Origin of the sequence: Duganella sp. sic0402 (assembly GCF_019219065.1) — a bacterium.
Lineage (GTDB): Bacteria > Pseudomonadota > Gammaproteobacteria > Burkholderiales > Burkholderiaceae_D > Rugamonas.
In genome coordinates this window covers 195,187-220,997 of the sequence record NZ_JAHUWK010000003.1, presented here as the reverse complement: position 1 = coordinate 220,997, position 25,811 = coordinate 195,187, and the positions used below count along the sequence as shown (strand labels likewise).

Genomic DNA, 25,811 nt, shown 5'->3' with positions numbered 1-25,811 from the left:
AACGGAAAATTCAGCCGTTATAGCTGTTACACTTTTTGGAATGATGATGCAGCACAAGCTACTGACCTTGCTAATTTGCTCTTGGCTGGGCGCCGTCCAGGCGGCCGAGCTGGGCGATGTCGCGCCGCGCTCGTATATCGGCCAGCCGCTGGCGGTGGATATCGATTTGCTGTCGCTGACGCCGGAGGAAGTGGCCGGTTTGCAGGTGCGGCTGGCGGACGTGAATGTGTATCGCGGGGCGAATGTGGCGATGAATCCGGCGCTGGCGTCGGCGCGCTTGCAGGTCGAACGGCGCGGCCAGAAGCCGGTGTTGCATGTGACGACTACCCGTGCGGTGGAGGCGGATTATCTGCATTTGTATGTGCAGCTGGGCGCGCCGGGCAAGCAGGAGGTGCGGCTGGCCACGGTGTGGCTACAGCATGATCCGAATCCGGCGCCGCCGCCGCAAGCTGCGGTGCCGCTGGCCGGCGCGATGACGCCGGCGCAGGCGGAGCAGATTGCCGCCCAGGCGCGGGCGGCGCGCGTGGCGGCGGCCAGAGAGACGGCGAGCAAGGAGGCTGCGGCTAAAGAAGCTGCTGCCAAGGCTGCGGCTGAGGAATCTGCGCGGCAGGCCGAGGCGGCTGCGGCACCGGTACGCGACCGCAGCAAGCCGGCGCCGTTGCCGTCGATGCATGAGGCGGAAACCGGCGCACCGGGCGAGGTGAAGGCCGCTGCAGCGGCGCGGCGGATTGCCGGTGTGTGGGTGACCGCTGATGGCAAGCAGACCCGGGCGCCGACCAGTGCTGATCCGGCGCCAGTGCCGGTGGGGGTGGCGCAGGCGCTGTTGCCGCTGGCGCCGCTGCCGCTGCCCAAGGGCGTCAAGCGGCCAGCGCAGGCGTCTTGCGCGCCGACCGGCATGAGCGCCAAGGAGTGCCTGGCGCTGGATGCGCATAACGCGGAGCTGTCCAGCAAGTTGACTGAGCTGGAGGGCAAGATGAAGGCGCTGCAAGGCGCGCTGGGTGGTGCGGGCGCTGCGTCTGCCCAGCCGTCCGCCCCGGTTGCGACGCGGACGGCTGTGGCGCCGGGGGCAGCCGCTGCTGCGACAAGCGCGCCAGCAGCCGGTTCGAAGGCGGCGTCTGCAAACAGCGCGCCGGGCGGCGCGGCGCCCAGCCCGGTGAACAATGCGGCCAGTAGTGCGGCCGCTGTGACCACTGTGGCCAGTGCTGGCGGTAAGGTCGGGGCAGCCGGGGCGGCCAGCCATGCGGGCGCGGCGACGTCGGCCAGCGCCAGTTTGTCGGCGCGCAGCGAGCCGGAGGCGCATGCGGCCAAGGCGGCTGCCGGAGAGGGCGCCAGTGCGGGCGCGGCGGCTTCGACGCCGCCGGTGGCGACCAAGCAGGTGCGCGTGTTGCCCAAGCTGAAGTACAAGAAGGAAAAGCCGCCCGAGCCGCAGGCGGATTACACGCTGCCGCTGGCCGCCGGTGGTGTGGGCTTGCTGGCGCTGCTGGGCGCGGGATTGATCTGGTGGCGCAAGAAGAAATCCGGCAAGGGACCGCTGAAAATCTGGCAGGGCTTCCGCAAGAAAAAGGCCCCCGAGCCTGAGCCGGAGGAGTTCGTCGAGGTGAAAACCGCCGCGCAATAAGCGGCGTCATCAGCATGCTCATGCGCTTTACGCATGCTGTCATGCGATATGTGCATAAGCATATAGCTGGAAGCTCTGCCTTTGCGGCTACGTTCTGGGGTATAGTGTTTGGCGCTATTTTCCCACTATAGAGAGACCCCGCATGAGCGCAGCAGCAGATTACCAAGCCCAATACCAAGCCTTTAAACAACTCGGCCTCAAGCTCGATATGTCGCGCGGCAAGCCGGCCCCGGAGCAGCTGGACCTGTCCAATGCGCTGACCGCTGCGCTGCCGAGCTACAAGACCGCCGACGGCACCGACGCGCGCAATTACGGCGGCAGCGTCGGCCTCCCGGAAGCGCGCGCGCTGTTTGCCGAGCTGCTGGAGGTGCCAGCCGCGCAAGTGGTGGTCGATAGCAGTGCCAGCCTGTCGCTGATGCATGATGTGATCGTCTACGCCCTGCTGAACGGCGTGCCAGGCCACGCGCCGTGGGTGCAGAGCCCGGTGACTTTCCTGTGCCCGGTACCAGGTTATGACCGCCACTTCGCCATCTGCGAGGCGCGCGGCATCAAGATGATCAATGTGCCGATGAATGACGATGGCCCGGACATGGATCTGGTGGAGAAGCTGGTGGCCGAGGACGCCAGCATCAAGGGCATGTGGGTCGTGCCGAAGTACAGCAATCCGGGCGGCGTGGTGTACTCGGAGCAGGTGGTGCAGCGCCTGGCCGCGATGAAGACGGCCGCGCCGGACTTCCGCCTGATGTGGGACGACGCTTACCGCTTCCATCATCTGGGCGAGCAGAAGCGCGTGGTGGCGGATATTCTGGCGGCGTGCGCGCAGGCGGGTAATCCGGATCGCGCGATTGTGTTTGCTTCGTCGTCCAAGGTTAGCTGGGCTGGTTCGGGTGTGGCGGCATTGGCCGCGTCGCCGGCGAATATCGCCTGGTGGACCAAGCATGCCGGTTTCCGCAGCATCGGCCCGGATAAGATTAATCAGTTGCGCCATGTGGCTTTCCTGAAGGATTTGCCGACGGTGGAGGCGCTGATGGAGCAGCATCGCCTGTTGCTGAAGCCGAAGTTTGATGCGGTGCTGGCGCAGTTCCAGGCGCTGCTGGGGGATGTGCCGGGTATATCGTGGACGCGTCCGGAAGGCGGTTACTTCATTGATCTGGTGACGCCGGATGGCGCAGCCAAGCGTACGGTAGCGCTGGCGAAGGAGGCCGGTATCACGCTGACGCCGGCCGGTGCGGCCTTCCCATATGGCCTGGACCCGAAAGACCGCCATATCCGTATCGCACCGAGCTTCCCGTCGCTGGAAGAGATTAATAAGGCGGCGCAGGGGATTGCGCTGTCGCTGCGGGTCGCGTTGCAGGGATAAAAAAAGCGCCTCTACGGAGGCGCTTTTTTTTTGGGCGGTGGCGCTTACTGGTGCGCCATGCCTGGGATTTGCTTCATCCACGGATCGGTCAGGTCGCGGATTTCGCGGTCATTTGCCAGGATTTGTTTCAGCAGGTCGATTTTGCGCAGACGCTGGCCGCCGTTCAGGGCAGGTACGCCGGTGTTGACGGCGCGTGCTTCAGTAGCGCATTGGCCTTCCAGCTGGTCCAGGCGGTTCAGATCTCCCATGCGTGCAGCGGCAGCCATTTGATTGGTCAAACCGGCAATGTTTTCGTACATCGAGAGGACTTCGGAAGAGGTCATAATTCCACCTGGCTAAGTTAAGCGGAGTACCGCATGTCCTGATTAACGTCGCCTTGAGCGGGAACTTTAGGGTTTTTTTGAAAAAAATCGAAAAAAAATCGAAAAAAATCCGCCTGCGTAAAAACAGGCGGATTTTGATGTTGGAAGATTAACTTATTTGACCAGTTCTTCCAGGCCGGCGCTCAGTTCATCCGGATCAGGCATGTCGTCGATCAGGGCGTTGTCTTCCAGGCCCAGTTCCTCGGCCAGGTCGACCGGGTAGCAGGCGGCGATTTCATCGTCGCTCAGGCCGGCCTGCGCCACGCGGGCACGCCAGGCGGCCAGCGAGACCACGGCGGCCAGGCGGTTCAGCTCGCCATTGTGGTGCGGTTCAGGGAAGGCCGAGATGGTTTCCGAGAAGGTGACCGGGAATTTCCAGCGTTTCGCCAGTTCGGCGCCGACGTCGGCAAAGGTGAAGCCCAGCGATTGCTGCTCGGCGTCCAGGCGGCGCGGGTCCATCGGGCCGGCCACTTTGTCCAGCGCCATCGCGTGTTCCGGCGCGGCCGAGTGGATCACCAGCTGGCCGATGGCGTGCATCATGCCGATGGTGAACGCCAGGTCGGTGTTTTCCTTGGTCTTTTTGGCGATCCATTTGGCAGCAACGGCGGTGTGCAGGCTGTATTTCCAGAATTGCTTGAGGTCGAGGCCGGGCACGGTTTTGAAGCCGCTGACCAGGCCGGAGCTGATGACCAGCGTGCGGACGGTGACGAAGCCCAGCATCAACACGGCGTCTTCGACGGTGCCGATGCTGCGCGAGACGTGGTAGTAGGCCGAATTGGCCAGGCGCAGCAGCTTGGCGCTCAGCACCGGATCCGTCGACAATTTCTTGGCAATCTCTTCGGTCGAGACGCTGGCCTTGTCGAAACTGCTGATCAGCTCTTCCACGACCTTGGGCGCGGTAGGCAACGCAGTTGGATTCTGGAACAGTGCATCAAGTTTCATATTTATCTCCTCGGTGATAGTCGCGTTGCTCGTTGCTATAAGCTAACTATATAGGGAATCTATGAATGACAGAAGAGATTTGGTGGCCTTTCGTCGCTTTTCAGCGATCCTCGTCCATCAGGTCGTGTTTCCGGCGGTTTTTTGCCATGCGCCGCTTGGTAATGGCTTCGGCCGGCGATGGCGGCTGCTGGTCGAGCCGCTGTCGGCTTTGTCGTCGGAATAGAGTATGGGGATATATACTCCCGGTATGGAAAATCCGCAGATTGAAGACATCACGCAGACCACGCTGAAGCACTACGAGGCGACGGCGGAGCAGTTTTTCGCCGGCACGGTCGATCACGACGTGAGCCAGAATATTGCCGCGCTGCTGGAGGCGATACAAGGCTCGGCGCCTTACCGCCTGCTGGATCTGGGCTGCGGGCCGGGCAGGGATCTGAAGGCGTTCAAGGCCATGGGGCATGATCCGGTCGGCATTGATGGCTCGGCGCGCTTTGTCGAGATGGCGCGCGTCTACAGCGCTTGCGAAGTGTGGCAGCAGGACTTCGTCAAGCTCGACCTGCCGGCCGGGCATTTCGACGGCATCTACGCCAACGCCTCGCTGTTCCACGTACCCAGCGCGGCATTGCCGGAAGTGCTGCGCAAGCTGCACGCCGCATTGAAAACCGGGGGCGTGCTATTCAGCTCCAATCCGCGTGGCGACAACCGCGAAGGCTGGAACGGCCCACGCTACGGCAGTTACTACGACTACCATACCTGGGAACGTTACCTGACCGCAGCAGGCTTTGAACCTATCCAACATTACTACCGTCCAACAGGCCTGCCGCGCGAGCAACAGCCGTGGTTGGCCAGTGTGTGGCGTTGCGTACGAGAGCGCACAGAAGCCCGTCCTTAACCAGCCTATAGTAGATCCCATGCACACAGCACTGGGCTGTGTGCCCTTTAGCTAATAAGGAGTTCACCATGAACAAGGATCAAGTCAAAGGTAAGGCCAAAGAAATCGGCGGCAAAATCCAGGAAGAAGCTGGCAAGATTGTCGGCAGCTCCGAGCAGCAAGCAAAAGGCCTGAACAAACAGGCTGAAGGCAAAATCCAGAAAGGCTACGGCGACGCGAAAGAAGCCGTCGAAGACGTCGTCAAAGGCAACCGCAACTAATTGCGGATCGCCATAAAAAAACAGCCGCTAAATTTAGCGGCTGTTTGTTTTTTACTTGGACGTTTCAGGCTTCAGGTTCTTCTTGAAGAAGGCCTCGATATTGCCGTAGACGTGGCGCTGCGGACCACGGCCCGATATGCCGTGCTTGGCGCCTGGGTAGGTCATCAGCTCGAAGTGCACATTGCGTTTCACCAGCGCGTCGATCATGCGGGTGGTGTTGGTGAACAGCACATTGTCATCTGCCATGCCGTGGATCAGCAGCAGCGGCGATTTCAAGCCATCCAGATGCGAGTAGACGCCGCTGTATTCATAGCCGGCCGCGTTCTCTTTCGGCGTGCCCATGAACTGCTCGGTGTAGTGGGTGTCGTACAGCGACCAGTCGGTCACCGGCGCCACCGATACGCCCATCGCAATCTTGTCCGATGCTTCCGCCAGCAGGCGCAGCGTCATGAAACCGCCGTAGCTCCAGCCGAACACACCGATGCGCTTGGCGTCGACGAAGCTCTGCTTGCCCAGCCATTCGATGCCGGTCAGCTGGTCTTCCACTTCCACGCGGCCCAGTTGATGGTAGTTGGCGTCGGTGAAGGCGCGTTCGCGGCGGAAGGAGCCACGGTTGTCCAGGCGCCAGACGACAAAGCCTTGCTGCGCCATGTACTGGTCGAAGAAGTTGCCCCATTTGCGCGAGACGTGCTGCGAGTGCGGGCCGCCGTAGGTCGACAGGTAGACCGGATATTTCTTGGTAGCGTCAAAGCCGCTCGGCTTGATGATCGAGTAGTACAGGGTCTGGCCATCCTTGGCTTTCAGCGTGCCGTATTCGGTCTTCAGGTGCGCGTCCAGGTATTTGCCGTAAGGGTGGCTGGCGTTCAGCTCGTTCTTTTCCAGCCACTGAATCATGGCGCCGTCGGGCTTGCGGATGCTGACTTGCGGCGGCGTGTCCGGATTCGAGTAGGTATCGACAAACACTTCGCCGTTGCGGGCGAAGGACGAATCATGCCAGCCGTCGCCCTGGGTCACGCGCAGCGGCTTGTCGGCACTGCTGCCATCCAGCTTGAGCGCGTAGGTCTGGCTGTCGATGACCGCGTCGCGGTTCGATTGCACGAACAGGCGGCCGTTTTTCTCGTCCACGGCCAGCAGGCGATCGATGCCCCATTCACCTTTGGTGATGGCGTGCTTCAGCTTGCCGTCCAGATCGTACAGGTACAGATGCTTGCGGCCGCTGCGTTCCGACGACCAGATGAAGCTCTTGTTATCCGACAGGAAGCGCAGGTCGTCAAAGATGCTGACCCAGGTAGGGGAGGTCTCGGTGATTAGCACTTTCTGCGCCAGCGTGGCCGCGTCGACCGAGATCAGTTCCAGCTTCTTCTGGTCGCGGGTCTGGCGCTGGAACAGCAGCGCCTTGCTGTTGGCGCTCCAGTCGGCGCGCACCAGGTAGATATCTTTTTCCGCGCCCAGGTTGACGTCGCGGATCTCGCCGCTGACCGGCGACACGATCTTCAGCTCCACCAGCACGTTCGGATCGCCGGCGGCAGGGTAGCGCTGCTCGACCACTTCGGTGCGGTCGGCAAAGATTTCAAAGCGGCGCACCACCGGCACCGGCGCTTCATCGTAGCGCTTGTAGGCGATGGCGGAATCATCCGGCGCCCAGTAGTAGCCGGTGGTCTGCGACATCTCTTCCTGCGCCACGAATTCGGCTTCGGCATTGTGGATGGTGCCCTTGCCGTCGCTGGTCAGCTGCTTTTCCTTGCCGGTATTCAGGTCAATGACAAACAGATTCTGGTCGCGCACATACGATACATAGCGGCCTTTGGGCGAAATTTTCGGGTCCAGCACATTGCCACTGGCCACCATGCGCGCCTGATCCGGCTTGCTGGCTTCGATCAGGTAGAGATTGCCGGCGATCGGCACCAGCAGACGCTTGCCGTCCGGCGACCAGCTATAGCTCAGAATACCTTTCAGGCTGGCGGTGCGGGCGCGCTCGCGGCGGGCTTTTTCCGCATCCGACAGGTTTTCTTCCGGGACCAGCACTTTGGAGTCGACCAGGCGATGCGTGGTCTTGTCTTTCAGATTGTATTCCCACAGGTCGAGCTGGAACTGATTGTCGTCACGGCCGCGCAGGAAGGTGACGCGGGCGCCGTCCGGCGAGACTTTCAGGCTGCGCACGCCAGGGCCGCTCAGCGACGGATCGCTGTGGATGCGGTCCAGGGTCAGTTTTTCCGCCGAAGCGGCGCCCGACAGCAGGGCGAGGAAGCAAAGGATAAAGCGCATGGTGTCTCTCTATTTGGCAGAAGCCGAGACGATACCAGACGCTCAGGGCTGTGGCGAGACGGCAAGATTGGGAATCCGCGCCTGAAAACCGTTTTTCCTTCGGCGTTAGCCCAGTCTGACCTTTTCCAGCGACAGCTTGTGCAGCGCCCAGCTGAGCAGCACCGCCGCCACTGTCAGGCCGATGGTCAGGCTGATCCAGAAACCGGCGGCCGCCATATCGTGATGCAGGCCCAGCCAGCAGCCCAGCGGCAGCGCAACGCCCCAGAACGCCAGCAACTGGATCAGCATCGGCTGGCGCGTGATCTTATAGCCGCGCAACGCGCTGGAGGTGGCTACCTGGGTCGCGTCCGATAGCTGGAACAGCGCGGCAAACAGCAGCAGGTAGACGCACAGCGCCTGCACCGCCAGGTCGGAGGTATAGGCGGCCGCGATCTGCTGGCGGAAGGCCACCATCAGCAGCGCCGACAGCACGCCGAAGGCCAGCGCCATGCCAACCCCGATCCAGGCCACAAAGCGGGCCCGCACCGGCTGGCCTTCGCCCATGGCCTGGCCGACGCGGGTGATCAGCGCGATGCCAAAGCTGAGCGGCACCATAAAGGTCAGCGAGCTGAAGTTGAGCGCGATCTGGTGCGCGGAAATCTCCACCACGCCATAGCGCGCCACCAGCAGGCTGACCGCGCCAAACGCGCTGACCTCGGCAAAATAAGTGACGCCGATCGGCAGGCCAAGCCGCAGCATCGAGCGGATCTCCGGCCAGTGCGGCCACTCCCAGTGGCTGAACGGGAAGGTGGCGCGGTAGACCGGCGCACGGCACACCCAGGCCAGCATCGCCGCCAGCATCAGCCACATGCACAGCCCGGTCGACACCGCGCAGCCGACGCCGCCCAGCGCCGGAAACCCCCAGTTGCCGAACACCAGCAGCCAGTTGACGAACACATTGAACAGCAGGCCGAGGATGGCGATCACCATCACCGGCTTGGTTTCATTGATGCTGGTGCTGTAGCCGTACAGCGCGCGGTAGGCGGCAAACGGCGGCAGGCCGATGCTGATGATGTGCACGAACAGCGCGGCCTGGTCGTGCACATGCTGCGGCAGATAGAGATAGTCGAACACCAGCGTCGCCAGATTGGCCAGCAGCATTGCCACCACGCCGACGCCAAGCGCCTTCCACAGCGACTGCCGCACCGCGTGCGGCACCTTGTCCAGCGCGCCGGCGCCGACATCGTGGGCGACGATGGAGTTAATCGCCATCATCACGCCGCTGACCGTCACCAGGATGATCGCCCACACCGACGCGCCCAGCGACACCGCCGCCAGCTCGTCGGCGTTGGTGTGGCCGGTCATGGCGACGTCGGCCACGCCCATGCCGACCGTGGCCAGCTGGCCAACCAGTACCGGCCATGCCAGCGTCCACAGGGCGGCGATTTCGCGGCGGATATTCGGCAGGGTAAAGGTATGCGGCATGGGAATAAAGTCGTTACAGAAAGGCACAATTTTACTGTGTTGCCAACAGTTTTGCGCGCTATTATGCTGCAAACCCCAGCCCCGGAGATGCCCATGCACAAAATCCTCGCCGCCGCCGCGTTCAGCGCCAGCGCCCTTTGCAGCGCCGGCGACATTACGCTGTACTCGCACGAGCGGCTGGGCGGCCCGGCGATCACCCTGCATGAAGCGACGCCCGACCTGGACCCGCTCGGCTTCAACGACAAAACCTCCAGCGTGGTGGTGCACAAAGGCAGCTGGCAGGTCTGCGCGGAAAAGCACTACAAGGGCAAATGCCTGGTGCTGGCCGAAGGCGAATATGCTGAGCTGAAGGGCTTCAACAATATGATCTCGTCGGCACGCGAAGTCGATGCGCCGCGCCGCGAGCGTCAATGAGGCCTTACAATTGCTTGCAATTTGGCTATAGTTTCCTGTCAGCGACAATTCACCGGCAAGCGTTATCACCACCATCCACCACTAATTACGAGCGATCATGAAAACCATCCTCTCCCGCCTGATGAAAACCACCATGCTGCTGAGCGGCGCCACGCTGCTGGCGGCCAGTGTGCACGCCGGCGAGGTCACGCTGTACACCGACGACAACTTCGGTGGCCGTTCGGTGACCGTGCGCGGCGCCACGCCGGACCTGGTGCAGCAGGGCTTTAACGACCGCGCCTCCAGCGTCATCGTGCGTTCCGGCACCTGGGAGCTGTGCGAGCACGCCGGCTTCCAGGGCCATTGCATCACGCTGCAGCGCGGCGAGTACCGCAAGCTGGAAGGCTTCAACGACGTCATCTCGTCGGCCCGTGAAGTCGGCGACCGTGGCGGCCGCGACGACCGCGGTCCAGGCTGGCGCGGCGACCGCGATGACCGTGGTGGTGGTGGTGGTGGCGGCTACGGCCGCCGTGAACCGATCGTGCTGTTCGCGCAAGCCAATTTCGGCGGCCGCCGCGCTGAACTGCCGGGCGACGTGCGCAAGCTGGACGACTACGACTTCAACGACCGCGCCGGCTCGGTGATCGTCAACGAAGGCCGCTGGGAACTGTGCGAGCACGCCAACTTCGGCGGCCGCTGCATCGTGCTCAATCCAGGCCGCTACGAATACCTGGATGACATGAACAACCGCATCTCCTCGGTACGCCGGCTGCGCTAAGCCAGGGCGCACGCGGCCCGCACGGTTTTTGCATTTGCGCTAGACTGGCACAGAGCAATCACCGGAGCGGGCAACGTGGAATACAAGGATTACTACCTGACCCTGGGCGTGGCCAAGACGGCCAGCGAGGACGAGATCAAGAAGGCGTATCGCAAGCTGGTGCGGAAATACCATCCGGACGTCAGCAAGGAAGCCGACGCCCAGCAGAAAACCCAGGACATCAACGAAGCCTATGGCGTGCTGGGCGACGCCGAAAAGCGCGCCGCCTACGACGAGCTGGGGCGCGGCCACCAGTACCGCGCCGGCCAGGAATTCCGCCCGCCGCCGGACTGGGGGCGCGGCTTTGGCGGCGCCGGCGGTCCCGGTGCGGGACATCCCGGCGGCGGTTTCGGCGGCCCGGACAGCGACTTCTTCTCCGACCTGTTCGCTAATTTCGGCGGCGGCGCACGGCGCCGCCAGGCGCCGCAGCGCGGCGACGACAGCCACGCCAGCATCAGCATCGACCTGGCCGATACCTACCACGGCGCGACCCGCACCATCAGCCTGATGGTGGCCGAGCGCGACGCGCAGGACCGCATCGTCACGCGCGAGCGCAATCTCAGCGTCAACATCCCGAAAGGCGTCACCGCCGGCCAGCAGTTGAGGCTGTCCGGCCAGGGCCAGCCGGGCGCCGCCGGGCCGGGCGACCTGTACCTGGAAATCCAGTTCCGCCCGAACAGCCGCTACCGCCTCGACGGGCGCGACGTCTACCAGACCGTGCCGGTGGCGCCATGGGAACTGGCGCTGGGCGGCGAAATTGAAGTGAGCACGCCATCGGGCAAAGTCAACGTCACCGTGCCGGCCGGCTCGCAAAGCGGTCGCAAGCTGCGCCTGCGCGGGCGCGGCATTCCCGGCAAGGAAGCCGGCGACCTGTACTTGCTGCTGGAGGTGGTGCTGCCGCCGGCCGACAGCGAGCAAGCCAGACAACTGTATCAAACCATGGCGCGCGAACTGGCCTTCAATCCGCGCGCGGGAGGATGACGATGGAAGCGATCCTGACGGCGGTGGTGGTTGATGATGACGCCGCGCTGACCCTGGCAGAACTGGCGCAAGCCTGCGCGGTGGAGCAGGACTGGGTGGTGGCGCGGGTGCGCACCGGCATCCTGCTGGACGGCGCGGCGGGCGACGCCGGCGGCTGGCGCTTCAGCAGCGCCGACCTGGTGCGCGCGCGCCGGCTGTGCCAGATCGAGCGCGCGTTTGACGCGAATGACGATGTGGCGGCGCTGGTGGTCGACCTGTCGGAAGAAATCCGCCGCCTGCGCGGCAAGCTCAGCGCGGCCGGAGTGAAATAGGCGCAGCCACGGCGATGCCCGCCGGCGCATCCGCCGCCGGCGGCTTCGGCCGCCTTGGTTTGGCCGCGCCGGCCTTGCCGTTGTCGGCGCTGCTTGCCGGCGCCTGGTGCGGCGCGCTGGCGCACTCGCTCAGCGCGTGGTAGGCATGCGGCTGGGCCGCCAGTTGCGCTGCGTGCGCGGCCAGTTCGCGCTGCTCGCGCTCGCTGAGCGGCATCGGCTCGCCCGGCTGGGCCAGATCAAGGAACTGCTGCATCAGCCAGCGCGTGGCCGGGCCCGGCTCCTCGTCGCCACGGCGTATCACATACAGCGGGAAACTGAAGGAACTGCCCTCGGCAATCTCCAGCTGCACCAGCCGTCCCGCATCCAGATCCCACTGCACAAACTCCAGCGGCATATTGCCCCAGCCTATGCCATTGCGCAGCAGCGCGTGCTTGGAACTGAGGTCCCCCAGGCGCCAGTCGCGCAGCGCCAGCACGCCGAAATCCTGGCCTTGCGTCAGCGTGCTGCGGTCGGTCAGCACCAGCTGGGTGTGCTCGCGCAGCACGCCGGTCGGCACGATGCCGTCGATGTGCGCCAGCGGATGGTCGGGCGCCACCACCGGCACCATGGTGACAAAGCCGCAAGCCTGGCGTTCGATCACGTCCGGCGTGCCCGGCATCCAGCCGCTGATGCCGATGCGGCAAGTGCCGTCGGCCACCAGCTGCGTCACCGCGCCGAGCGCCTCGGTGCGCAGGCGCATCGAGACGGTCGGGAACTCCTTCTGGAAAGCGTGCAGGATGCGCACCAGCTTACAGGTGGAAAACATCACATCGACCACCAGCGACACCTCCGCCTCCAGCCCGGCTGACAGCGCCTTGGCGCGGGCGCGCATGCCGTCCACCTTGAGCGACACGGCGCGGGCGTCGGCCAGCAGCGCCTTGCCGGCCTCGGTCAGCGTCGGCTTGCGCTTGCTGCGGTCGAGCAGCGCCACATTCAGCTGCTCCTCCAAGTTAGCGATGGTGTAGCTGATGACTGATTGGGTGCGGTGCAGCGCGCGCGCCGCGTGGGCGAAACCGCCGTGGTCGATGACGGCAATGAACACGCGCAGCTGGTCGAGGGAGGGGAGGCCGGGATCTCGCATAATCGATTTTTTCGATAAATTAAATAGATATAAACAGCATTTCATCGATATTATAATCGTTCTATGATGGCTGCAACTCCCCACCGAAAGGAACAGCATCATGAGCAAGATTCTCCACATCGACAGCAGCGTACGTAGCACCGGCTCCCTGACCCGCCAGCTGGGCGGCGAATTCATCGCCAAACTGAAAGCCGCCAACCCGGCCGCCAGCGTGGTCACCCGCGACCTGGCCAGCACGCCGGCACCGCACCTGACCGAGCAAGTGCTGGGCGCCTTCTTCACCCCGGCCGAGCAGCGCAACGCCGAACAAGCGTCGGCCATCAAAACCTCGGACACTTTGGTGGACGAACTGCTGGCTGCTGACACCATCGTCATCGGCGCGCCGATGTACAACTTCTCGGTCACCTCCGGCCTGAAAGCCTGGATCGACAACATCGCCCGCGCTGGCCGCACCTTCCAGTACGGCGCCAATGGTCCGGAAGGCCTGGTCACTGGCAAGAAAGTCTATGTATTCGTCGCCAGCGGCGGCGCCTACAGCGAAGGCGCGTATGCCGCCTATGACCACGTCACCACTTACCTGCGCGCGGTGCTGGGCTTCCTCGGCCTGACCGACGTCACCTTCATCGTCGCCGAAGGCGTGGCGATGGGCGAAGAAGCCGTGGCCAGCGCCATCGCCAAGAGCCGCGCAAAGATCGACGCTATCGCCGCCTAAGCTGTATCATGAAGGCTCCCTGTAACGGAGCCTTCATCCATGAAACGGAATTGTCATCTGTTGATGATAGACCCGCAAAACGACTTTTGCGACCTGCCAGCCAGTTATCTCCCCACCCACCCGGTCACGCGCCAGCCCTTGCGGCCGGCGCTGCCGGTGCCGGGCGCGCACCAGGACATGCTGCGCCTGGCCGGCCTGATCAACCGTGGCCGCGCCGGCATCACGGCGATGAGCGTCACGCTCGACTCGCACCACCGCTTCGACATCGCCCACCCGACCTTCTGGATCGCCGCCGACGGTGCGCCGGTCGCCCCGTTCACTGAAATTACCGCCGCCGAAGTCCGTGCCGGCGCCTATCGGCCACGCCATCCGGCCGGCCTGCCGCTGGCGCTGCACTACCTCGACCAGCTGGAAGCGGCCGGCCGCTACAAGCTGATGATCTGGCCGGTGCACTGCGAAATCGGCAGCTGGGGCAACAACGTCCATGCCGACGTGCGCGCCGCCTACAGCCACTGGGAAGAAGCCTCGCTGGGCATTGTCGCCAAGCTGGCCAAGGGTTCCAACCCGTGGACCGAGCACTACTCGGCGGTGCAGGCCGAAGTGCCGTACGCCGACGATCCCGACACCCAGTTCAACACCAGGTTTGTGCGCACGCTGGCTGAATCCGAGCGCATCTACATCGCCGGCGAAGCCGGCAGCCACTGCGTCAAAGCCACCGTCGAACACATCGCTGATTATTTTGAAGCCGAATACGGTGCTGCCGCGCTGGGCCGGCTGGTGCTGATCACCGACTGTATCAGTCCGGTCAGCGGCTTTGAGGCCGCCTACCAGCAATTCCTGCAGGCGATGGCGGCGCGCGGCGTGCAGCTGATGCAGGCCGCCGGCGTGCTGACCGAACTGATCGCCAACGCCAGCGCCACGGAGCCGGCATGAAGCCGCCGGTGGTCCGCAGCCTGCTGGAGACGGACCTGTACAAATTCACCATGTGGCAGGCGCTGCTGCATGGCCATCCGAACTCGCACACCGAATACGAATTCGTCTGCCGCAACACGCCAGCCTTCCCGCTGGCCGACTTGCTGGACGAGGTCGGGCGCGAGCTGGACCACCTGTGCTCGATGAGCTTCCGCGACCAGGAGCTGAACTACCTGCGCTCGCTGCGCTATATGAAAAGCGACTTCGTCGACTTCCTGACAGTGTTCCGCTTCCAGCGCAAATTCATCGATGTCAGCATCGATGGCGATACGCTGAAAATCCACGCCGCCGGCCCGCAGGTGCACGTGATGGGCTTTGAAATCTATGTGCTGTACATCGTCAACGAGCTGTACTTCCGCCGCTTCGACCAGGCCGCCGCGCTGGCCGAGGGCCGCGCGCGGCTGAGCGCCAAGATCGCCCGCTTGAAAGCCTTTGGCGCCGAGCCGGCACAAGCGTTTCCGTTCGAGCTGTCCGACTTCGGCACACGGCGCCGCTTCTCGGGCGTGTGGCACGATGAAGTGGTGCAGCGGCTGGCGCGCGAAGTGCCCGAGTATTTCAAGGGCACCTCCAACGTCTACCAGGCCATGCAGTTCGACCTGATCCCGATCGGTACCATGGCGCATGAATACATGCAGTCGTTCCAGGCGTTTGGCGTGCGGCTGCGCGATTTCCAGAAAGCCTCGCTGGAAGCCTGGGTGCAGGAATATCGCGGCGACCTGGGCATCGCACTGACCGATGTGGTCGGCATGGACGCCTTCCTGGACGACTTCGACCTGTACTTCGCCAAGTTGTTCGACGGCTTGCGCCACGATTCCGGCGATCCGGTGATCTGGGGCGAGAAAGCCATCGCCCACTATGCCGCGCTGCGCATCGATGCGAAGACCAAGCGGCTGGTGTTCTCGGACGGGCTCAACCTGGATAGCGCGATCGCGCTGTATCGCCATTTCGGCGACCGCATCATGACCGGCTTCGGCATCGGCACGCACCTGACCAACGACGTCGGGCTGGCGCCGCTGAACATCGTCATGAAGCTGGTGCAGTGCAATGGCCAGTCAGTGGCCAAGCTGTCCGATTCGCCGGGCAAGACCATCAGCAAGGACGAGACTTTCCTGGCCTATCTGCGGCAGGTGTTTCACCACCCGGCGCTGTAGCGCCGGGCGGGCAGGGCTGCGGCTGGCCCGGCTCAGGCCTCGCTGGCGCCGAAGCCGCCCATGATGTTGTCGGCCTTCTCGCGCTCCTCGTCATCATAGACATCGACCGACAGCATGGCGCCGGCGCGGTGGCGCGCGGCGGCTGCCGCAGCCGGACCGCCCGGCGTCAGCGCGTCGAGCAGATTGCCGACCGTGCTGGTGGCCACCGACGGCGGCAATTCAGCATGCTTGGTCAGCTTGACGCTGGCCTGCGGGAAGCCGCCGGACAGCAGTGCGCTGCGGGCGCTTTCGGCATCGCTGTGTTGCGGGAAATTGCGGTGAATAGTACGGGACATGATGGCCTCCTTGTTGTTATTGATGGCTCAAAAACCGGCCACGACGGTGGCAAAATGCTCCACTTTCGGCGGCTGTGCAAAGAAGCTGCCGACCAGGCCGCGCCAGTCCTGGAAACCGGCGCTGCCGCGGAAATCGACCGTGTGATTTTCCAGCGTGGCCCAGCCGATTACCAGATGATAAGTGTCCGGCGCCTCGATATCGCGGTCAAGGCGCATCGACAGGCAGCCGGTGGCAGCCTTGAAGATCGGCACCGCCTTGGCGACGGCGGCCTGGAATTCATCGTGGCTTTCTGGCTTGATATACAGCTCGGCAATCTCGTAAATCATGGTCGATCCTGGCAGTTGGAGTATGCCTATTGTGCCTCAACTGCGGCAGGCGTGCGCAGGATGAAACGCATCGCCTGGTGAGCCAGCTCACGCACGTCGGCGCCGCTGCCCGGCTTATACCATTGCACAGTCCAGTTCAGTGCGCCGAAAATCAGCAGCCGGTCGAATTGCGACGGCACCGCCCACGCGCCGGAGTGGTGCAGCTCGGCGATGGCGCGGTCCCACACCGCCTCGTAGCGGTCCTTCAGCGCGCTGATGCGCTCGCGCGACTGCTCATCCAGCGAGCGCCATTCATACAGCAGCACGGCGATGAAATGGTGGTCGGGCGCCAGCAGCGTGTGCAGATGCGCTTCCACCAGCCGGTGCAGCATGGCGCTGGGCGACAGCGGCTGGGCGGCGATCGTCTCGACCTCGGCCAGCGCGCGCTGCATGCCTTGTTCCATGATCGCGGCAAGGATTTCCTGCTTGGTCTTGAAATGGTAGAACCAGCTGCCGGCCTGGATGCCGGTGGCGGCGGCGATGTCGCGCACGGTGGTGTTGTCATAGCCTTTGGTGCGGAACAGCAGGGCGGACTTCTCGATCAGTTCGGCGCGCAGGCCGCCGCTTTCGCCCTTCTGCGGGCGCCCGCGCTTTTTGGGAACAGGGACGGCAGCATCATGCATGGCGGAATGGGTTGCTGAAATGATGACACTGTCATTCTAATCCAGGGATGCGGCTGCTTTCACAAATCCTCTGCAGTGTGCTGCAACGCAACAACAGCCCGCACCTTTGCGCGAGATCATGCCGCGCTATCGACACACTCCTAAGCTTGTCCAACGACAGAGGCGACGACCATGCAACGCCCGGCTCAGCTTGACAAGCGCAATCGTGCGCACGAGGATGAGGTGATGGATACCGCCATTGACAAACTCAGGGACCACATGGACGCCGTGAGGTTGGAGAGTAACCGGCGCATGGACCGCAGCGATGCGCAATTCCGCTGGCTGGTTGGGCTGATGATCGCCACCATGCTGGGCACGGCCAGTCTGCTGTTGAGGACCATCTGAGGGAAGTGTTGGTGCCGGTATATTTCCCGACCGCCGGCGCCGGTAGTAGCCGCCGCTGAGGCGCTAATGGAAGGCATCTTAGCGGCCAAATATGACCGGCGTTTGACGCGCGTGGCGGCGAATTGCAAAGTGGGGTAGAATAAGGGTTCTGTGGGGGCGACCTGGTTTCGACGGGGGTTGCAAAGCGGAACAGGGCATACCGAGGGCTGGTTACCTCGTAAATACACCCAGAAATCAATAACTGCAAACGATAACTCGTACGCACTGGCAGCCTAAGGGCTGTTAGCTCCTAAACGCTTCTTCCCTGGGGCGGACCGTTAAAAGTCAAGGAGTCATTTACAGGGAATCGCGCTGTAACGGGTCACTTGAAGCAGCGCTAAATCTAAGGTGAATCGCCTGTCCGTAACGTGCACATCCGTGCCGTACAGGTTAAATTAAATGATAGTGCTAAGTATGTAGAACTGTCTGTAGAGTGCTTTCGGACGCGGGTTCGATTCCCGCCGCCTCCACCATCCGGATGCAAGACCCAAAGGCCTCGGCGCGCACGCGCCGGGGCCTTTGTTTTTGTGCCGGCTGTTGCTCGGCATACCAATTGAAGCCAAGTTGGGGTGGACGCCGATGATTGAGATTGCTGGGGAAGCCGAGGCTTGAGGAACACGGCGCGAAGGGCAACCGTGTGTCCGCACGGCGGCCCTTCATGCTTTAGAAACCAGGTGCCGGCACTTCCGGGATCTGGTTGTGCAGGCTGGCGTTGATGACGTTCCAACCGCGTATGGCCGCGATGGCGTAGCTCAGTTCGGCGATTTCATTGTCGGTGAAATGTTCTTTGAGTTCGGCGAAGTCGGCGTCGCTGGGGTGCTTGTGGGGCAGGGCGTTGACGGCTTCGGCCCAGTTCAGCGCGGCGCGTTCCAGTGCGCTGAAGAACGGCGCTTCGCGCCAGCCCGAGACGGCGTTCAAGTGGCGCGGCTCGGCGCCTTGCTTGATCAGGTCGCGCCAGTGCATGTCGACGCACACGCCGCAGCCATTCAGTTGCGACACGCGCAGATTAATCAACTCCACCAGCCGCACGCCAAGCGAGCTTTTCTTGACCGACGCCGACAGCGCGATCATGGCCTGCAGATTGGCCGGGGCGAGTTGGAAAAAGGGAATACGGGCAGCTTGCGTCATGATGATCTCTTTCACAGTAGCGAAGGGCGCACCGCGCGCCCTTCATACACTGTTAGACGGCCCATCCGCAGCGCTTGTGACAGCTTTCAGAAAATAGTTTGCGGCACGCCGGCCAGCTTGTCGGGGTTGCGGACGATGAAGACGGCAGCGATGCAGCCGTGTTCGATGCGGAAGGCCTGGGCTGATTCCAGCTTGCCATCGACATAGCGCAGCAACCCCGGCTCGCCGTTGACGCGCGCCTGGCGGTACGCCACCTGCTGCGGATACATATTCTCCAGCGACCAGAACGAGCCGGCCACGCGGCCAGCGCCGTGCAGCACGCGCAGGTAGGAATTGACCTTGCCGCCGCCGTCGGCCACCAGTTGCACATCATCGGCCAGCATGGCTTTCATCGCCGCGCGGTCGCCGATTTGCGCGGCGGCCATGAAGCGCCCCAGCAATGCATGGTGCTGCTCCTTGGGCACATCGAAGCGCGGCTTCTGTTGCTGCACGCGCTCTTGCGCCCTGTGCACCATTTGCCGGCAGGCGGCCTCGCTCTTGCCCAGCATGGTGGCGATGTCGGCGTAGTCGTGATCGAACACCTGGCGCATCAGGAAGGCTGCGCGCTCCTCCGGCGACAGCCGTTGCAGCACCCACAGGAAAGCCATCGACACCTCGCTGGCCAGCTCGGCGCTGCTTTCCGGCGTCTGCTGGTCCAGCTCAACAATGGGCTCCGGCAGCCACCAGCCGACATACGATGCGCGCTCGGCCAGCCGGGCGCGCAGCCGGTCGATTGCCAGGCGGGTAGTGATGGTGACCAGCCACGCCTCTGGCGACTGCACCTCGGCGCGGGCGCTGTCATGCCAGCGCAGCCAGGCGTCCTGCACCACGTCTTCGGCATCGGCGCGGGTGCCCAGCATGCGGTAGGCGGTGGCGAACAGGCGCGCGCGCAGCGCGCTGAAAATGGCGGTATCGGTCATCATGTCACTTAGACGGCCCAGCCGGGCGTTTTGTGACAGCTTACCTTATCCGGAATGCGCATTTGCTTTTTTGGAATCATTCGTCGCCAAGCCGCCGGCTTCGCGCTACCTTGGGCGGCGCCAACCAAGGAGACACGCCATGAAACTGGAAACCATCGCCGTCCACGGCGGCTACCAGCCCGATCCGACCACGCGCGCGGTCGCCGTGCCGATCTACCAGACCGTCGCCTACGCCTTTGACGACACCCAGCACGGCGCCGACCTGTTCGACCTCAAGGTGCAGGGCAATATCTACACCCGCATCATGAACCCGACGCAGAACGTGCTGGAGGAACGGCTGGCCGCGCTGGAAGGCGGCGTCGGCGCGCTGGCGCTGGCCTCGGGCCAGGCCGCCATCACCTACGCGATCCAGACCATCGCCGAGGTGGGCGACAACATCGTTTCGGCTGCCACGCTGTACGGCGGCACCTACAATCTGTTCGCCCACACGCTGCCGCAGTTCGGCATCAGCACCCGCTTTGCCGACGCGCGCGATCCGCAGTCCTTCGCCAGCCTGATCGACGAACGCACCAAGGCGGTGTTCATTGAATCGATCGGCAACCCGCTGGGTAACATCAGCGACATCGCCGCCATCGCGGCGGTGGCCCACGCACACGGCGTGCCGCTGATCGTCGACAACACCGTCGCCACGCCCTACCTGCTGCGGCCATTCGAGCACGGCGCCGACATCGTGGTGCATTCGCTGACCAAATACCTGGGGGGCCACGGCAACTCGATTGGCGGCGCCATCATCGATTCCGGCAAGTTCCCGTGGGCGCAGCACAAGCAGCGCTTCAAGCGCCTCAACGAGCCGGACGTGTCCTACCACGGCGTGGTCTACACCGAGGCGCTGGGCGCGGCGGCCTATATCGGCCGGGCGCGCGTGGTGCCGTTGCGGAATACCGGCGCGGCGCTGTCGCCGTTCAACGCCTTCCTGCTGCTGCAAGGGATAGAAACGCTTGCGCTGCGCATGGAGCGCATCGTCGACAACACCCGCAAGGTGGCCGGCTACCTGGGCCGCCACGCCAAGGTCAAGTGGGTCAATTACGCCGGGCTGGAAGGCCACCGGGATTATGCGCTGGCGCAGCGCTACCTGGGCGGCCGGCCGTCGGGCGTGCTGACTTTCGGCGTGCAGGGCGGCAAGGAGGGCGGGGCGCGCTTCCAGGATGCGCTCAAGCTGTTCACCCGGCTGGTGAACATCGGCGACGCCAAATCGCTGGCCTGCCATCCGGCCAGCACCACCCACCGCCAGCTCAACGAGGAAGAGCTGGCCAAGGCTGGCGTGACGGTGGATACGGTGCGGCTGTCGATCGGCATCGAGCACAGCGACGACCTGCTGGAAGATCTGGAGCAGGCGCTGGGCGCCGTTTAGGGGCGGGATTTTTCCTGCACAGGCACCCGTTCGACCAGCACATTGCCGTCGACGATGCTGCAGTCGATGACATGGCTATGCGAGACGCTGGTGTGGCGCGAATACAGCTGGTGGTAGTGGCCGCCGTCTTCCAGCCGCAGGTCGATGCGGAAGCTTTGCAGATTGTTGGCGGCCGCCACCTCGCGCACGCGCTGGCGGCGGATATCGGCTTCCCGGTCGCTGCGGCCGTGCATTTCCGGGCCTTCGAAATAGCGGATCAGCGCGCACTCGACCACGTCGATGCGGTCCTTCAGCAGCATGTCGGCCGCCACCGGATTCTGGTTGGCCTCCAGCTCTGCCGGATCGCCGTCGGGCGACATCACTTCCACGTTCATGCGCTGGATCAGCAGCAGCATGTCGCGGTCTTCGCTGTAGCGCTGGTGCACGCGCTGCACGCCGGTCACGCGCGCTCGCGCCAGCCGGCCCAGCGGGTCCTTGGTCTGGCCGACGTACTGCACCTCGCTGCTGAAGTTGTACGGGTTTTCATACAGTTGCAGCAGGTCGTGGATCGACAGCGCCTCGATCAGGCCGCCCCAGTTGAGTGTGATGAATTGCTCTGTCATCACGATAGACGGTTTTTTCAGCGTGGCAGCAAACGGTACCGCCAGCTCGATGGTCAGGCTATCCTTTTTTTCTTCCAGGCCGACCAGCAGCGGCACCGTCAGCTTGAGCGAGAAAAAGCCCCAACTGGTGCTGCGCGAGGTATCGAAGCGCACGCGTGGACGGCTGACCGCGAGATAGATCAGCCGCTTCTCGCTGGTCGCTTCGAGGTCGAACTGCATGCGGCGCAGGTGACGGCCAACCGGGTCGCGGATATCCGGCACCGGCGGGAAACCGGCGATCAGGTCGTACCAGTGGAATTTGGCGTCGGCCACGGTGACCACCCAGGTCTGCGGCGCGTTGCTGCGCTGTGGCATCAGCGGCAGCAGTTCCTCCATCTCGTCCGGCGGTGGGGCCAGCAGATCGAGGAAAGGCTCGGGCGCGTCTTCGAACAGCGCGCCTATACCCAGCTCTTCCGGCGACGGATCGGGATAATCGTCGTCGTCATTGCTCATTTGCGCGCTCCAAGTGTGTCATGATTCAGTGATTATAGTTGTAAAGCGGCGTTATTTCCATGTGGAAATGTGTCACAACATCAAGAAATCACTCAATGTAACACTACTCAGCCCCTGCCGCCCTTCACCGGCGCCGGTAGTGGCATGGCTGCAACCTGGGCCAGGCCATCGGCGACGTAGCAGCTCAGCAAATGACGCGGCGCCGAGCTGACAAATTCCGAGCACAGCGTGTTGTAGCAGCCGGTTTCCAGCAGCTCCAGATCGACGGTGTATTGGGCCAGATTGTTGCTGGCCTGGATAGCGGTCAGCCGTTCGGCGCGCGCCTTGCGCTCGTCCAGCTGGCGCCAGCGCGGATTGCTGCCTTCAAAATAGCGTATCAGCGCCGCTTCGATGGCGTCGATGCGCTCGGCCTGCAGCGCGTCGGCCGCCAGCGGATGCTCGTTGTGCGGCAGCGCGGCCGGATCGCCTTCAGCGCAGCTGACCTCGATCTCCATGCCCAGCACCAGGATCAGCGTGTCGTAATCCAGGCCGAACTGGGCGCGCAATTTGTGCAGCGCCGGCAGCCGGCCCTTGCCCAGCCGGCCCTCGGCATCGCGGGTCTGGCCGATGTAAGCGACCTTGCTTGGCAGCTTGAGGTTGTGGGCATAGGTCAGCAGCAGGTCGTGCACCGAAAACACCTCGACCAGGCCGCCCCAATTGAGGCTGATGAAATTCTCGGTCAGGATCACGGTCGGCTTTTTCATGGTGGCCGCAAACGGCACTTTCAGCTCGATGGTGATGGATTCCTTGAGCGCCTCGGCGCCCATCAGCAGCGGCAGCGTCAGCTTCAGCGAAAAGAAGCCCCATTGCACCACGCCGGTGATGTCGAAGCGCACCCGTGGGCGGGTGACGGCAAGGAACAGATGGCGTTTTTCGGCAGTGGCCTCCAGCTCGAACTGCATGCGCCGCATATAGCGGCCGATCGGGTCGCGGATGTCGGGTTTTTCGGCAAAGCCGGCGATCAGGTCGTACCAATGGTATTTGGCGTCGGCCACACGGACCATCCAGCTTTGCGGCGCGGTGGTCCGCTGCGGCAGGGTGGCGAATGAATCTGCATAAGGTTGCGGGATCTGGGCAACCTGTTCAGGGAAATTCATGATGCACCTGATGAGGAAAAGTTGAGTGTCGGATGACTGTCTCTTTTCCTAATCGGCGAGGTTTTGGCTTTCAGGAAATAAGTAATGCTACGCAGTCATGCGGGAGACTACGCCTACTCTGTCCACACGGCAACTAAATTATGCAACTATGATTCTTTCTTGCAACTTGGCGGAATGTTATGCCGCCAAAGCGCCTGCGGCCAGCGCCGCCTGGATCAGCGCCAGCAGCTCGGCAGGCTGCTGGAATAAGTAGTCTGCCTGCCAATGTTGCGGTTCGACGGCGCCGCAATAGCCCCAGCCGCAGGCGATGGTCAGCATGCCGGCCGCCTTGCCGGCCTGGATGTCGCGCAAGTCATCGCCGGCGTACCAGCATTGCTCCGGCGCCAGCTTGAGCCGGCTGGCGGCTTCCAGCAGCGGCGCCGGGTGCGGCTTGGCGTGCGCCGTGGTGTCGCCGGAAATCGCGCAGGCCGCGTGGCCCAGGCCGATCTGCGGCAGCAGCGGATCGGTGAAGCGTTTCGACTTATTGGTCACCACGCCCCATTGCAGCCCGGCCGCCTCGATACCTGCCAGCAGTTCCGGCACGCCGGCAAACAGGCTGCTGCGCACTGCGATGGCTGCTTCGTAGTTGCTGAAGAATTCGTCGCGCAGGGCCAGGTAGCCATCATCGTCGGGCGTCATGCCGAACGACGCGCCGATCATGCCGCGTGCGCCGGCCGAGGCGGTAGGGCGCAGGATCGCGTAGTCAGTCGGCGCCAGGCCGCGCACGCTGCGCAGCAGGTTGACGGCGGCGGCCAGATCGGGCGCGGTGTCGGCCAGGGTGCCGTCGAGATCGAACAGGATGGCGCGTGGCGCAGCAGGAATGCTCATATTCACAGTGGGCGGCGCGCGGCCACCAGATAGTTGACGCTGGTGTCGTCGTTGAGCGAATAAATCTTGGTCAGCGGGTTGTAGCCCATGCCCTTGAAGCCGGCCACTTCCAGGCCGGCGCTGCGGATGTATTGCGACAGCTCGGACGGCGTGATGAATTTTTCGTAATCGTGGGTGCCCTTGGGCAGCATGCGCAAGATGTATTCGGCGCCGATGACGGCGAACAGATAGGACTTGGGATTGCGGTTCAGCGTCGAGAAGAACACTTGGCCACCGGGCTTCACCAGCGCCGCGCAGGCGCGCACGATGGCGGCTGGGTCCGGCACGTGTTCCAGCATTTCCATGCAGGTCACCACGTCGTACTGGCCAGGCTCCTGGGCGGCCATCTCTTCGGCGGCGATCAGCTTGTAGCGCACCGCCACGCCGGATTCCAGCGAGTGCAGGTCGGCCACTTTCAGCGCTTTCTCGCCGAGGTCGATGCCAGTGACGGTCGCGCCTTTGCGCGCCATCGATTCCGACAGGATGCCGCCGCCGCAGCCGATGTCGATGACGTTCTTGCCGGCCAGCGGCGCGCGCGCGTTAATCCATTCCAGGCGCAGCGGGTTGATTTCGTGCAGCGGGCGGAATTCCGAGGTCGGGTCCCACCAGCGATGCGCGAGTTCGGAGAATTTTTGCAGTTCTAATGGATCAGCGTTCATAGCAAGATAGGAAAAAGACTAATCCCGCTATTCTAAAGCACAGGATAAAAAAAAGCCCCGCAGAGCGGGGCTTTCAGTGTTCAGCGCAGCGAATTACTTGCTGGTGCCGACCACTTCGATTTCTACGCGACGGTTTTTAGCGCGGCCTTCAGCGGTTTTGTTGTCCGCTACAGGTTGCTTCTCGCCTTTGCCTTCGGTGTACACGCGATTGGCTTCAACGCCTTTCGAGATGATGTAGGCTTTAACGGCTTCAGCGCGGCGTACCGACAGCTTCTGGTTGTACTCATCCGAACCAACCGAGTCGGTGTGGCCAACGGCGATGATGACTTCCAGGTTGATCGAACCCAGTTTCGAGGTCACGTCATCCAGCTTGGCTTTGCCTTCTGGTTTCAGCACGGCCTTGTCGAAGTCGAAGAAGGCGTCAGCAGCGAAGCTCACTTTTTGTGCGGTTGGTACTGGTGCTGGCACTGGTGCCGGTGCTGGCGCAGGGGCCGGAGCCGGTGCTGGTGCAGCTGGCGGTGGTGGCGGTGCCACGCATTTGCCGTTTTCCAGTTTTTCTGGCTCTACGCACAGTGGCAGATCGCAACCTGGCACGGCATCAGCCGGGGTCCAGTAGCCGGTGCGCCAGCACAGGCCGAACGGGTCGCGGGCAATGATGCCACGTGCGTCTTGCACGTAGGCACTCTTAGGCGTTGCAGCCTTGATGTCCTGGGTGACCGGTGCGTACGGTGGGGCGGTTGGGGTCTGTGCGATGGCCGAACCAGCGAATGCAGCCGAAATGGCCAGCATCGAAATCAGTTTTTTCATATTTTTCTTCCTTTCGGGGGTGATATCTGCAGAAAACTGCGCGACGTAGTTCTTTGCGTAGAGGAATTCTACCACGCAGGGGCGTCACACTCATTTCCCGCTTGCGAATCAAGCAATTGACTTCTCGTCCATTTTGCCACAAGCGATTAAAGTCGTTTAAAAAGCTCCAACATGGCGCTATTTCGGATTCGACCAAAATGTTGTTTTGTTGCAACGTGATTGTCGATAATAATTGAGTAATGTGTCATGAATATTACAACTTGTTACCGTGCGCGACGGTGCGCGGCACCGCATAGATGCTAGGGGAACGCGGTTTTCCGCTAGTGGCCGTACACCCATGCTAA

The 25,811-nt window shown here is 63.1% G+C and carries 29 protein-coding genes and 1 other RNA gene; 15 read left to right on the top strand and 15 right to left on the bottom strand.

Annotated features, from left to right (window positions below):
• The first annotated feature begins 67 nt into the window (after positions 1 to 67).
• Positions 68 to 1,618 (top strand): FimV family protein, encoded by a 1,551-nt coding sequence (locus tag KW842_RS10045; protein ID WP_218303951.1) that lies wholly within the window; start codon positions 68 to 70, stop codon positions 1,616 to 1,618.
• A gap of 142 nt (positions 1,619 to 1,760) precedes the next feature.
• Positions 1,761 to 2,978, top strand: coding sequence for an aminotransferase class I/II-fold pyridoxal phosphate-dependent enzyme (locus tag KW842_RS10040; protein WP_218303950.1), 1,218 nt, complete (start codon positions 1,761 to 1,763; stop codon positions 2,976 to 2,978).
• Between the two features lie 44 nt (positions 2,979 to 3,022).
• Here KW842_RS10040 and KW842_RS10035 read toward each other — a convergent pair whose 3' ends face one another.
• Both KW842_RS10035 and KW842_RS10030 read right to left on the bottom strand, forming a co-directional pair.
• Positions 3,023 to 3,301 (bottom strand): flagellar protein FliT, encoded by a 279-nt coding sequence (locus KW842_RS10035; protein ID WP_218303949.1) that lies wholly within the window; start codon positions 3,299 to 3,301, stop codon positions 3,023 to 3,025.
• 153 nt (positions 3,302 to 3,454) lie between these two features.
• Entirely contained in the window at positions 3,455 to 4,282 is an 828-nt protein-coding gene (locus KW842_RS10030; RefSeq protein WP_218303948.1) for an HDOD domain-containing protein, read from the bottom strand.
• A 61-nt stretch (positions 4,283 to 4,343) separates the two neighbouring features.
• Here KW842_RS10030 and KW842_RS10025 point away from each other — a divergent pair, with 61 nt between their 5' ends.
• From KW842_RS10025 to KW842_RS10015, 3 genes are all read left to right on the top strand, one after another.
• Complete coding sequence (locus KW842_RS10025) at positions 4,344 to 4,505, top strand: hypothetical protein (protein WP_218303947.1); 162 nt, start codon at positions 4,344 to 4,346, stop codon at positions 4,503 to 4,505.
• A 3-nt stretch (positions 4,506 to 4,508) separates the two neighbouring features.
• Positions 4,509 to 5,174, top strand: a complete 666-nt coding sequence (locus tag KW842_RS10020; RefSeq protein ID WP_373925161.1) for a class I SAM-dependent methyltransferase — start codon at positions 4,509 to 4,511, stop codon at positions 5,172 to 5,174.
• 68 nt (positions 5,175 to 5,242) lie between these two features.
• Positions 5,243 to 5,434, top strand: a complete 192-nt coding sequence (locus tag KW842_RS10015; RefSeq protein WP_218303946.1) for a CsbD family protein — start codon at positions 5,243 to 5,245, stop codon at positions 5,432 to 5,434.
• 51 nt (positions 5,435 to 5,485) lie between these two features.
• Here KW842_RS10015 and KW842_RS10010 read toward each other — a convergent pair whose 3' ends face one another.
• Both KW842_RS10010 and KW842_RS10005 read right to left on the bottom strand, forming a co-directional pair.
• Positions 5,486 to 7,699, bottom strand: a complete 2,214-nt coding sequence (locus KW842_RS10010) for a S9 family peptidase (protein WP_218303945.1) — start codon at positions 7,697 to 7,699, stop codon at positions 5,486 to 5,488.
• A gap of 105 nt (positions 7,700 to 7,804) precedes the next feature.
• Positions 7,805 to 9,163 carry an MATE family efflux transporter gene (locus tag KW842_RS10005; protein ID WP_218303944.1) on the bottom strand — a complete coding sequence of 453 codons (1,359 nt, stop codon included), beginning with the start codon at positions 9,161 to 9,163 and terminating at the stop codon, positions 7,805 to 7,807.
• A 93-nt stretch (positions 9,164 to 9,256) separates the two neighbouring features.
• Here KW842_RS10005 and KW842_RS10000 point away from each other — a divergent pair, with 93 nt between their 5' ends.
• The 4 genes from KW842_RS10000 (at position 9,257) to KW842_RS09985 (ending at position 11,665) form a co-directional block, all read left to right on the top strand.
• Positions 9,257 to 9,577 carry a beta/gamma crystallin-related protein gene (locus KW842_RS10000; RefSeq protein WP_218303943.1) on the top strand — a complete coding sequence of 107 codons (321 nt, stop codon included), beginning with the start codon at positions 9,257 to 9,259 and terminating at the stop codon, positions 9,575 to 9,577.
• 97 nt (positions 9,578 to 9,674) lie between these two features.
• Complete coding sequence (locus KW842_RS09995) at positions 9,675 to 10,334, top strand: beta/gamma crystallin family protein (protein WP_218303942.1); 660 nt, start codon at positions 9,675 to 9,677, stop codon at positions 10,332 to 10,334.
• A 75-nt stretch (positions 10,335 to 10,409) separates the two neighbouring features.
• Positions 10,410 to 11,354, top strand: coding sequence for a DnaJ C-terminal domain-containing protein (locus KW842_RS09990; protein ID WP_218303941.1), 945 nt, complete (start codon positions 10,410 to 10,412; stop codon positions 11,352 to 11,354).
• Positions 11,355 to 11,356: 2 nt separating this feature from the next.
• Positions 11,357 to 11,665 carry a chaperone modulator CbpM gene (locus KW842_RS09985; protein ID WP_218303940.1) on the top strand — a complete coding sequence of 103 codons (309 nt, stop codon included), beginning with the start codon at positions 11,357 to 11,359 and terminating at the stop codon, positions 11,663 to 11,665.
• Here the strand turns inward: KW842_RS09985 and KW842_RS09980 are convergent.
• Complete coding sequence (locus KW842_RS09980) at positions 11,643 to 12,785, bottom strand: LysR family transcriptional regulator (protein ID WP_218303939.1); 1,143 nt, start codon at positions 12,783 to 12,785, stop codon at positions 11,643 to 11,645. The genes KW842_RS09985 and KW842_RS09980 overlap by 23 nt on opposite strands.
• A 100-nt stretch (positions 12,786 to 12,885) precedes the next feature.
• Between KW842_RS09980 and KW842_RS09975 the strand changes: the two genes are divergently transcribed.
• From KW842_RS09975 to pncB, 3 genes are read left to right on the top strand one after another with little or no spacing between them, the layout of a single operon-like run.
• Positions 12,886 to 13,497 carry an FMN-dependent NADH-azoreductase gene (locus KW842_RS09975; RefSeq protein ID WP_218303938.1) on the top strand — a complete coding sequence of 204 codons (612 nt, stop codon included), beginning with the start codon at positions 12,886 to 12,888 and terminating at the stop codon, positions 13,495 to 13,497.
• A gap of 39 nt (positions 13,498 to 13,536) precedes the next feature.
• On the top strand, positions 13,537 to 14,430 hold the full coding sequence (locus tag KW842_RS09970; RefSeq protein WP_218303937.1) for a cysteine hydrolase: 894 nt from the start codon (positions 13,537 to 13,539) through the stop codon (positions 14,428 to 14,430).
• Positions 14,427 to 15,620, top strand: a complete 1,194-nt coding sequence (gene pncB, locus KW842_RS09965) for a nicotinate phosphoribosyltransferase (RefSeq protein WP_218303936.1) — start codon at positions 14,427 to 14,429, stop codon at positions 15,618 to 15,620. The genes KW842_RS09970 and pncB overlap by 4 nt, the downstream gene beginning before the upstream one ends.
• Before the next feature lie 32 nt (positions 15,621 to 15,652).
• Here pncB and KW842_RS09960 read toward each other — a convergent pair whose 3' ends face one another.
• The 3 genes from KW842_RS09960 to KW842_RS09950 are packed head-to-tail and all read right to left on the bottom strand — an operon-like array spanning position 15,653 to position 16,944.
• Complete coding sequence (locus KW842_RS09960; protein ID WP_218303935.1) at positions 15,653 to 15,955, bottom strand: hypothetical protein; 303 nt, start codon at positions 15,953 to 15,955, stop codon at positions 15,653 to 15,655.
• Between the two features lie 27 nt (positions 15,956 to 15,982).
• Positions 15,983 to 16,282: an antibiotic biosynthesis monooxygenase gene (locus KW842_RS09955; protein WP_218303934.1), complete on the bottom strand. Its 300-nt coding sequence runs from the start codon at positions 16,280 to 16,282 to the stop codon at positions 15,983 to 15,985.
• A 26-nt stretch (positions 16,283 to 16,308) separates the two neighbouring features.
• A complete protein-coding gene (locus tag KW842_RS09950; RefSeq protein ID WP_218303933.1) occupies positions 16,309 to 16,944 on the bottom strand; it encodes a TetR/AcrR family transcriptional regulator in 636 nt (211 codons plus the stop codon).
• A gap of 171 nt (positions 16,945 to 17,115) precedes the next feature.
• On the opposite strand from KW842_RS09950, the gene KW842_RS09945 reads away from it, so the two are divergent.
• Entirely contained in the window at positions 17,116 to 17,328 is a 213-nt protein-coding gene (locus tag KW842_RS09945; RefSeq protein ID WP_218304300.1) for a hypothetical protein, read from the top strand.
• 152 nt (positions 17,329 to 17,480) lie between these two features.
• Positions 17,481 to 17,840: a transfer-messenger RNA gene (gene ssrA / locus KW842_RS09940) on the top strand.
• Positions 17,841 to 18,030: 190 nt separating this feature from the next.
• Here the strand turns inward: ssrA and KW842_RS09935 are convergent.
• Positions 18,031 to 18,495: a carboxymuconolactone decarboxylase family protein gene (locus KW842_RS09935; RefSeq protein WP_218303932.1), complete on the bottom strand. Its 465-nt coding sequence runs from the start codon at positions 18,493 to 18,495 to the stop codon at positions 18,031 to 18,033.
• Between the two features lie 86 nt (positions 18,496 to 18,581).
• Positions 18,582 to 19,454 (bottom strand): RNA polymerase sigma-70 factor, encoded by an 873-nt coding sequence (locus KW842_RS09930; RefSeq protein WP_218304272.1) that lies wholly within the window; start codon positions 19,452 to 19,454, stop codon positions 18,582 to 18,584.
• A 139-nt stretch (positions 19,455 to 19,593) separates the two neighbouring features.
• On the opposite strand from KW842_RS09930, the gene KW842_RS09925 reads away from it, so the two are divergent.
• Positions 19,594 to 20,865 carry an O-acetylhomoserine aminocarboxypropyltransferase/cysteine synthase family protein gene (locus KW842_RS09925; protein WP_218303931.1) on the top strand — a complete coding sequence of 424 codons (1,272 nt, stop codon included), beginning with the start codon at positions 19,594 to 19,596 and terminating at the stop codon, positions 20,863 to 20,865.
• On the opposite strand, the gene KW842_RS09920 is transcribed toward KW842_RS09925, so the two are convergent.
• From KW842_RS09920 to ompA, 5 genes are all read right to left on the bottom strand, one after another.
• Entirely contained in the window at positions 20,862 to 21,959 is a 1,098-nt protein-coding gene (locus KW842_RS09920; protein WP_218303930.1) for a hypothetical protein, read from the bottom strand. The two genes, KW842_RS09925 and KW842_RS09920, sit on opposite strands and share 4 nt — an antisense overlap.
• Positions 21,960 to 22,066: 107 nt before the next feature.
• Positions 22,067 to 23,095, bottom strand: a complete 1,029-nt coding sequence (locus KW842_RS09915; RefSeq protein ID WP_218303929.1) for a hypothetical protein — start codon at positions 23,093 to 23,095, stop codon at positions 22,067 to 22,069.
• Between the two features lie 177 nt (positions 23,096 to 23,272).
• On the bottom strand, positions 23,273 to 23,962 hold the full coding sequence (locus KW842_RS09910) for an HAD family hydrolase (protein WP_218303928.1): 690 nt from the start codon (positions 23,960 to 23,962) through the stop codon (positions 23,273 to 23,275).
• Between the two features lie 2 nt (positions 23,963 to 23,964).
• Entirely contained in the window at positions 23,965 to 24,660 is a 696-nt protein-coding gene (gene ubiG / locus KW842_RS09905) for a bifunctional 2-polyprenyl-6-hydroxyphenol methylase/3-demethylubiquinol 3-O-methyltransferase UbiG (RefSeq protein WP_218303927.1), read from the bottom strand.
• 93 nt (positions 24,661 to 24,753) lie between these two features.
• Positions 24,754 to 25,467: an outer membrane protein OmpA gene (gene ompA, locus KW842_RS09900; RefSeq protein ID WP_218303926.1), complete on the bottom strand. Its 714-nt coding sequence runs from the start codon at positions 25,465 to 25,467 to the stop codon at positions 24,754 to 24,756.
• Between the last annotated feature and the right edge of the window lie 344 nt (positions 25,468 to 25,811).